This is a genomic window from Streptomyces sp. NPDC058877 (assembly GCF_042742855.1).
GTDB lineage: Bacteria > Actinomycetota > Actinomycetes > Streptomycetales > Streptomycetaceae > Streptomyces.
In genome coordinates, this window is record NZ_JBHYMF010000275.1 from 1 (window position 1) to 7,358 (window position 7,358).

7 protein-coding genes and 1 pseudogene are annotated in these 7,358 nt (G+C 72.8%); 3 read left to right on the forward strand and 5 right to left on the reverse strand.

All coding sequences use genetic code 11. The features are described from left to right. Positions 1 to 103 precede the first annotated feature (103 nt). Positions 104 to 985 (forward strand): alpha/beta fold hydrolase, encoded by an 882-nt coding sequence (locus tag ACFW2Y_RS33530; protein ID WP_384886836.1) that lies wholly within the window; start codon positions 104 to 106, stop codon positions 983 to 985. Between the two features lie 112 nt (positions 986 to 1,097). Here the strand turns inward: ACFW2Y_RS33530 and ACFW2Y_RS33535 are convergent, their stop codons facing one another. Continuing rightward, positions 1,098 to 1,799 (reverse strand): DUF899 domain-containing protein, encoded by a 702-nt coding sequence (locus ACFW2Y_RS33535; protein ID WP_384886839.1) that lies wholly within the window; start codon positions 1,797 to 1,799, stop codon positions 1,098 to 1,100. A gap of 243 nt (positions 1,800 to 2,042) precedes the next feature. On the opposite strand from ACFW2Y_RS33535, the gene ACFW2Y_RS33540 reads away from it, so the two are divergent. Further along, positions 2,043 to 3,224 (forward strand): acyl-CoA dehydrogenase family protein, encoded by a 1,182-nt coding sequence (locus tag ACFW2Y_RS33540; RefSeq protein ID WP_384886842.1) that lies wholly within the window; start codon positions 2,043 to 2,045, stop codon positions 3,222 to 3,224. Positions 3,225 to 3,318: 94 nt separating this feature from the next. Here the strand turns inward: ACFW2Y_RS33540 and ACFW2Y_RS33545 are convergent, their stop codons facing one another. From ACFW2Y_RS33545 to ACFW2Y_RS33555, 3 genes are all read right to left on the reverse strand, one after another. Then, positions 3,319 to 4,119: an SDR family NAD(P)-dependent oxidoreductase gene (locus ACFW2Y_RS33545; RefSeq protein ID WP_384886844.1), complete on the reverse strand. Its 801-nt coding sequence runs from the start codon at positions 4,117 to 4,119 to the stop codon at positions 3,319 to 3,321. A gap of 715 nt (positions 4,120 to 4,834) precedes the next feature. Next, positions 4,835 to 5,014: a hypothetical protein gene (locus ACFW2Y_RS33550; protein ID WP_384886847.1), complete on the reverse strand. Its 180-nt coding sequence runs from the start codon at positions 5,012 to 5,014 to the stop codon at positions 4,835 to 4,837. 206 nt (positions 5,015 to 5,220) lie between these two features. Next, positions 5,221 to 6,552, reverse strand: a complete 1,332-nt coding sequence (locus ACFW2Y_RS33555) for an MFS transporter (protein WP_384886850.1) — start codon at positions 6,550 to 6,552, stop codon at positions 5,221 to 5,223. Between the two features lie 56 nt (positions 6,553 to 6,608). On the opposite strand from ACFW2Y_RS33555, the gene ACFW2Y_RS33560 reads away from it, so the two are divergent. Next, positions 6,609 to 7,199: a CGNR zinc finger domain-containing protein gene (locus tag ACFW2Y_RS33560; protein WP_384886853.1), complete on the forward strand. Its 591-nt coding sequence runs from the start codon at positions 6,609 to 6,611 to the stop codon at positions 7,197 to 7,199. A 62-nt stretch (positions 7,200 to 7,261) separates the two neighbouring features. Here ACFW2Y_RS33560 and ACFW2Y_RS33565 read toward each other — a convergent pair. Beyond that, positions 7,262 to 7,358: pseudogene (locus tag ACFW2Y_RS33565) on the reverse strand (heme-binding protein); the annotation flags it as partial.

Genomic DNA, 7,358 nt, shown 5'->3' on the forward strand with positions numbered 1-7,358 from the left:
ACCCGGCGGGCATTCCGCCGGGTCGCTCAGCCGCCGTGGAGCGGACGAATTCCCTTCGGCCGCCGCGCGCATTCCCATTCCGCCGCAAGGAACGGACCCGGCTGTGACCGTGAAGAGAATCACCGTCAACGAAATCGACTTCGCCTATCTGGAACAGGGCGACGGGCCGCTGGCCCTGCTGATGCACGGCTTCCCGATGTCCCCGGCCACCTACCGGTACCTGATGCCGGCCCTCGCCGAGGCGGGCTACCGCGCCGTAGCCCCCTACCTGCGCGGCTTCGCGCCCTCGACGCTCCCGCCGGACGGCTCCTTCGCGATCGCCGACCTGGTGGCCGACATCAACGGCCTGCACGAGGCGCTGGGCGGCGATGGTGAAGCCGTCCTGGTCGGACACGACTTCAGCGCCCCCGCGGCATGGGGCGCGGCCCAGGACGCCGAGCGCTGGTCGAAGGCCGTCGTCTGCGACGTCCCCCCGTTCGCGGTGTTCGGGCCGATGGTCCTGACGCCCCGCGGCACCGACGCGCTCAGCCACTTCTGGTTCTTCCAGACCGCGGTGGCCGAACAGGTGGTCGCCGCGGACGACCTCGCCTACCTCGACTGGATCTACCGGAAGTTCACGGCGGACGGCTTCGACGCCACCGAGGACCTGAAGCACGCCAAGGACGCCCTCCGGGCGCCGGAGAACCTGGCTGCGGCCCTTTCGCTCTACCGGACGGCCTTCCCGCCCGCCCGCTTCGGCACCCCGGAGTGGGCGCAGGAGCACGCCGCGGTCTGGGGCGCCCCGCCGAGCCGGCCCACGCTGAACCTCTTCGGCGCGGAGGACCCCAGCTTCGCGATCACCGACGAGACCCTGGCGGCCATCGTCGACGGCCTGCCCGAGGGCTCGCACGCCGAAGTGGTCCAGGGAGCCGGCCACATCGGACTGGTCGAGAAGCCCGCCGAGGTCAACCGCCTGATCCTGCGCTTCCTGGCCGGAGAGCTCTGACCGGCCGCACGACGGGACGGCCCGGGTCGCCGGCCACCGCGGCCGGCCACCCGGGCCGTCCCGTCTCCGTTCGAACGGTCAGGGCCGTTCGAACGGTCGGAAGGTCAGGAGGTCAGGAGCTGAACTTGTCCTGGCCGTTCCACCAGTTCTCGCCGGGCCCCTTGGCGTCGGCGTCGTCGTAGCTGTCGTGCAGGCGCCACCAGTCCATGGGGCGCGCCAGGCCCTCCTCCTGCCGGCCCAGCAGCGTCATCTCCAGGTAGTTGTAGGTGTTCAGGGTGACCTCGCTGCCCCGGTCGTACACCGAGTTGGTGTGGAAGACCTCGTCCCCCTCGCGCAGGAACGAGCTCACACCGGGGAGTTCGCCCTTGTCGGTGGTCACGTTGAAGTCGCGGTTGAAGTCGCTACCGTAGGACGAGACGAAGGGCAGGTCCCAGCCCATCCGGACCCGGAACGCCTCGATCTTGTCGATCGGCGCGCGGGCCACCATCACGAACGAGGTGTTGCGGTCGTGCAGGTGGGCCAGGTGCCCCACCGAGTCGGCCTGCATCGAGCAGCCCGGGCAGCCCTCCTCCCAGGCCGGATCGAACATGAAGTGACGGACGATCAACTGCTTCCGCCCCTGGAAGAGTTCGAGCAGCGTGGGCGTGGTGCCGGGCGCCTCGAACACGTACTCCTTCTCGACCCGGACCCGCGGCAGCGTGCGCCGGGCCGCCGAGACCGCGTCGCGGAGCCGGGTCAACTCCTTCTCCTGTTCCAGCAGTTCCTTGCGGGCGATGAGCCACTCCTCCTTGGTGACGACGGGCGACAGATCCACACTGACCTCCTGATGACGGGGCTGCCGCCGGAACCGGCGGGCGGGAACGATCCTCGGGACCACGGTGGCACCCGAACGGTTCGCCCACTTCCTCGTAATTGCCCTGCCCGAAAAACCTCCGACGGGATCCGGGCAATTCTGAAGAGGCGCCGTCCGGCCGCCCGGTGAAAACATTTTCCAGTGATCACACGAATGGGGACCCGCTCCGGTCACCCGCTCAACCGAATCGTCCAGGAGGAAATGATGTCGTCCGCTGGAATACCGACCCGGGAAGAAATCGTCGAGCGGGTCTCCGCGCTGGTGCCGGTCCTCCGGGAGCAGGCGGCCTGGTCCGAGGAGAACCGGCGGCTGAGCGACGAGACGATCGCCACCCTCGCCGAGGCCGGCGTCTTCCGGCTCCGGACGCCCGTGCGCTACGGCGGCTACGAGAGCGACACCACCACGCTGGTCGAGGTCGCCATGGAGCTCGGCCGCGCCGACGGCGGCATCGCCTGGACCTCCTCCGTCTTCTGGATCCCGACCTGGATCGCCGGCCTCTTCCCCGACCGCGCCCAGGACGAGGTCTTCACCTCCGAGGCCCCCCGGGTCTGCGGCACCAACAGCCCCACCGGCACGGCCGTGCCCACCGAGGGCGGCATCGTCCTCAACGGCTCCTGGGGGTTCGTCAGCGGTGCCTCGCAGGCCGGCTGGCAGGAGATCGCCGCGATCCTGCTCCGTCCGGACGTCGAGCCCGAGCCCATCATGGCGCTGGTCCCGATGGCAGACCTCAAGCTCGTCGACGACTGGCACACCAGTGCCCTGCGGGGCAGCGGCAGCGTCACCACGGTGGCCGAGGACGTCTTCATCCCCGACCACCGCATCATCCCGATGAGCGCCGCCATGCGACCGCAGGGCCTGTCCCGGGCCAACGCCGACTCCCCGGTGTGGCGCACCCCCGCCTCCCTGGTCGCGGCGGCCTCCGGCGTCGGCGTCGCGGTCGGCCTGGCCAAGGCCGCCCGGGAGGTCTTCTTCGAGCGACTGCCCGGCCGCAAGATCACCTACACCGACTACACCGTGCAGAGCGAGGCCCCGATCACCCACCTGCGGGTCGCCGAGGCGGTCAACAGCATTGACCAGGCGGAGTTCCACGCCCGTCGCGCCGCGGCCACCGTCGACGACAAGGCCGCCAGCGGCGAGGCCTGGAAGCTCGAGGAACGCGCCCGGGTCCGCAACGACCAGGGCGAGGCGACCCGGCTCGCCAAGCACGCCATCGACCTCTTCGTGAGCATCAGCGGCGGCACCTCGATCTTCCTCGACGTGCCGCTCCAGCGGATCGCCCGTGACATCCAGGCCGTCGACCTGCACGCCCTGATCAACCACAACACCAACACCGAGCTCTACGGCCGGATCCTGTGCGGCCTGGAGCCCAACACGCTCTACATCTGACCGACGCCCGTCCGACCGACCCGGGCAGGGTCCGACGCCTTCGGTGGGAGAGCGTCGGGCCCGCACCCGCGGTTCCTCGGCCGGGCCGGCCCCGTCAGTGGCCGACCATGCCGCCGGTCAGGTCGGCCGTGGTGCCGGTGGATACCGGAGCCAGGTCCGAGGCCAGGAACGCCGCCATGTTCCCCACGTCCGCCAGCGCGGGCCAGCGGCCCAGCAGGTTGCGGGCCGCCGAGCGCTCCTGCCAGCCCGCCTGCCGGGCCGGCAGCTCCGGCAGATCGGAGGCCATGGTGGTCTCCATGCTGCGCGCCGCCTCCGGAGATCCTGCCGAGTGCAGACAGACCACCCGGATGCCCGCCGTCCCCAACTCGGCCGCGAGGGTGCGGGAGAACGCTTCCACCGCTGCCCAGGCCGGCCCGAACCCGGCCGTGTACGGGTACGGAACGCGCGAAGGCGCCGCAGTCATCATCATGATCACGCCCCGACCCTGCGGCACCATGCGTGCCGCCGCCGCGTTGGCGGTGACGAACTGTGCCTTGGTGAAGTCGATGATCGGTAGCGAGAAGTCCTCGAAGGACAGCTCGCCCAGCGCCGCGCCCTGCGCGCCGCCCGGCCGCCGCGTGGAGGTCGCGCAGTACGAGACGTCCAACCCACCGGTCCGCTCGACCACGGAATCCAGAAACGCCTCCACCGCGTCCCGGTCGAGCGCGTCCACCTGCGCGGTCACCACCGAACCACCCTCGGACTCCACGTCGTGGACCAACTGCTTCAACGCGGCCTCACCACGCCCCGCCACGAACACCCGGGCGCCCTCCCGGACGAAGGCCCTGGCCACCGCCCCGCCGATCGCCCCGGCACCGTAGACGACCGCCGTCCTGCCCGCCAGCAGACTCTCCATCGGGTCCCACCTTCCCCTGCGGCGGACCGACCGGGGCCGACCCGCACAACCTCGGCGCCGCCGCGTGACGGGCCATCCGAGCCACGCTAAGGACCCCCCGGCCACCCCGCCCGCCGAGCGGACCCGTCCCCGGGCCCCGCCTCGACGGCACCGCAGGTCGGAGCCGGTCCACGGACCCTGCCCCGGAAGGCGTGTCCGCTGCTCCAGAAGTTGACGAACGTTCGTTCCCCGCGGACCGGTCGCCGTCCCGACCGTCGACGCCATCGCGACCGGCACGACAGCCCGGCAGGCGCGCGCAACCGACCGCGTTCCTCTTCTCCCGGCCCCGGCCCCGGCGCAGCGCGGCTTCTCCTGGGCACCCCTGTCAGGAGGGCCCGACGCCGTGGAGGCTGCTGGTCCCCTCTCGCCGGAGAATCCCGAGCAGCGACGAGCACGGCGGGCGGGCCGGTCTTCAGGCCGTGCCCGAGCGGCCGAACCGGCAGGGAGGGAGGAAAGCGGAGGCGTTCGTGGGCGCTGCCATGCCTCCCCTGCACTGGCAAGGCATCACGGTGCATCGCCGGCCCTTGGCTCCACCGCAGCTCAGGGGCGTGGCGCGTCCATGATGTACGGCTTCATGCCAGGGCTCTCGGGGCACGTAGGTCTTCGGGGGCCGATCGGATCCAGCGGCTGGTGATCAGCCGGGGTCCCTCCCGGTCGGCGCGAGGGGAGACGGCCCTCAGGCCGCGAGCTCCTGCTCGGCACCCGTCGCCTCGGCCCAAGCCGCCACGAGCACCTGGTAGATCCGCTGCTCGTCGGCCGTCAGTGGACGGCGCTGCTCGCCGGCGCGCACCCACAGGGTGCGGATGGCGTCGTTCAGGGCTTCCGGGCTAGGGGTCTCTCCACGTGAGTCGGGCATGGAGTCAAGGCTAAGGCCCGGGACTGACAAAGCCCGCACGCAGCCGACGTGGGATCCACCACGCCACCGGGGCGAGGCCGCCGGTGAGCAGCGTGGTCGCGGTCGGGGGAGGGGGCGGCCGGGGGAGGGGCGCGGGTGTTCGGCTCGCCGTGACGCCCGAAGCCCCGGCCCTTCGCCCGGCCGGGATCCTCCGCCTCCGCAGCGACTCAGTTCCGGGGGCGGGTGCGTGTCGCCGGGGCCGTGCGACCCGGCGGCCGGACCGCCGCGAGCAGGGCCGTGGCGGTGGCCGCCGCCAGTGCTGCCGGAAGGGAACGGGTCGCCAGTGGACCTGCTGCAGCGGCGCCCAGGGCGAAGCCGGTGACCTTCAGGCTGGCGCCGGTGGTGAAGACCTGGCTGCGCAGACCGTCCGGAGCCTCCCGGTGGCGCACCGCGAACAGGGCGGTGAGCTGGGGACCCTCGCCGAGACCGGCGAGGAGGAAGCCGATGGTCAGGGGTGCCGGCCGGCCGGTCAGGGCGAGGGCGGGGGCGGCGGCCTGGGCCAGTGCCCCGATTCGTACGAGTGAATCGGGGGGCAGGGGGAGGGGGAACCGCATGAGCAGGGCGTTGGCGACGAGCGCGGAGACCGCCGTACAGGACAACAGGAGCGCCGCTCCCCGGCCGGCTCCGCCGAGGGCCTGCTCGCCCAGCAGGGGGACACAGACGGTCAGCATCCCCTGGGCGACGGAGGAGACGACCGAGGTGAGGGTCGCCCGGGCCAGGAGCGGTTTCCCGAGGACGGCGAGCGTTCCGGCGGCGAGCGCGCCGCCCAGGGGGACGAGCGCGTTGCGGAGGGAAGAGAGGGAAGAGGAGAGGGAAGAGGGGGTACGAAGGGTCCGCCCGTGGGTGTCGGTTCCGTCCCCGGCCCGCATCGCGCCGGCCGTCGCGCGTTGACCCCGTCCGGTGCCGAGGCCCCCGGCCCGCCCGCCCCGGATCGGGAGGGCCCGGATCGGGAGGGCCCGTGCGGCAGGGGCCGCCGCGGCGATGAGGCCCGCGGAGAGCGCGACGGCCGCCGAAGCCCCCAGCAGGTCCGCCGTGCCGCCCGCGAGGGCCGGGCCGGCCAGGGCCGCCGCGCCGAAGGTCATCGCGTCGAGGGCCCGGGCCCGGGGCGCTTGCCCGGCCATTGCCACCTGCGACAACTGGGCCGACCAGCCGCCCGCGAGGGCCGGGCCGAGGAGTCCGGCGAGGAGGGCGGTCACCAGGGCGGCGGCGAACGGGAGCCTGCCGAGTTCCGCCAGGACGAGCACCAGACCCGTTGCGTACAGGGCGAGTGCTCCCGCCAGGAGACGGCCCGGTCGCGCCGCTCCGTCGAGGAGCGCTCCGAGCACCGGTCCGCCGAGCGCGGCGGAGACGCTGACGGCGGCGAGCAGCGCCGATGCCTCGGTCGTGGACCCGGTGCGAGCGAATCCGGCGAGCAGGAGCGCCGGTCCGGCGGCCTCGTCGCCGACCCGGGCCACCAGCGCCCCGGCCAGGCAGAGAAGAAGGGGGTAACGCTTCAGCATTCTGAAAACGTTACGAGTGTGACGCAAAACTCGGCAAGATGCGTTACATTGCGAGAATGTCAGCCACCGAGGACGACTGGTCCACCCGCCATTCCGTACGGACGACGGCCCGGCGCACCGCCGCCCTGGTCAATGCGCTGGCCGACGACGGTTGCGCCCCCGCCGCGGTGGCCGAGGTGCTGCTCGCCCACGGGGAGAACGCCCCCGTCGTGCTCGACCGCGACGACATCGCCCAGATGCGCGCGGCTGCCGACGAACTGAGGGAGGTCTTCGCCGCCGGAACCACCGAGGGGGCCGCCGCCGTGCTCAACCGGATCCTGCGGGACCGCACCGGCACGCTCCGGCTGACCTCGCACGGCGGCGAGAGCCCCTGGCACCCCCATCTCGACCGCGACGACGACGCTCCCTGGGGCGAATGGCTGCTCGCCTCGTCCTGCATGGCGCTCGCCGTCCTGCTCTGGGACCGGCAGCGACCCCCCGGCGGCACCTGCGCGTCCGGCAGTTGCCGGAACGTCTTCGTCAGTCAGGGCAGCGGACCGGAGCGCCGTTACTGCTCCCGCCGCTGCGCCACCCGGGAACGGGTCGCGGCGCACCGGCGGAAGGAGTCCGGGGAGCAGCAGGGGGAGGCGGGGGACTTCGCGCGGTAGCGGTGGCGGTGGTGTCCGGGGAGGGGTCCGGGTGCCGCCGCCGGTGGGGGTGGGGTGCCGGGTTACTTGGTGAGGGAGGCGACGCCGATCCGGGCGAACTTCTCGTCGAGGTCGCCGGAGGGGGCGCCGGCGACGCCGATGCCGGCGATCGGGGCGCCC

Coding starts and splice junctions, on each gene's coding strand:
- ACFW2Y_RS33550 (WP_384886847.1), bottom strand. CDS start 5,014: ATGCCCGACTCACGTGGAGAGACCCCTAGCCCGGAAGCCCTGAACGAC.
- ACFW2Y_RS33540 (WP_384886842.1), top strand. CDS start 2,043: ATGTCGTCCGCTGGAATACCGACCCGGGAAGAAATCGTCGAGCGGGTC.
- ACFW2Y_RS33555 (WP_384886850.1), bottom strand. CDS start 6,552: ATGCTGAAGCGTTACCCCCTTCTTCTCTGCCTGGCCGGGGCGCTGGTG.
- ACFW2Y_RS33560 (WP_384886853.1), top strand. CDS start 6,609: ATGTCAGCCACCGAGGACGACTGGTCCACCCGCCATTCCGTACGGACG.
- ACFW2Y_RS33545 (WP_384886844.1), bottom strand. CDS start 4,119: ATGGAGAGTCTGCTGGCGGGCAGGACGGCGGTCGTCTACGGTGCCGGG.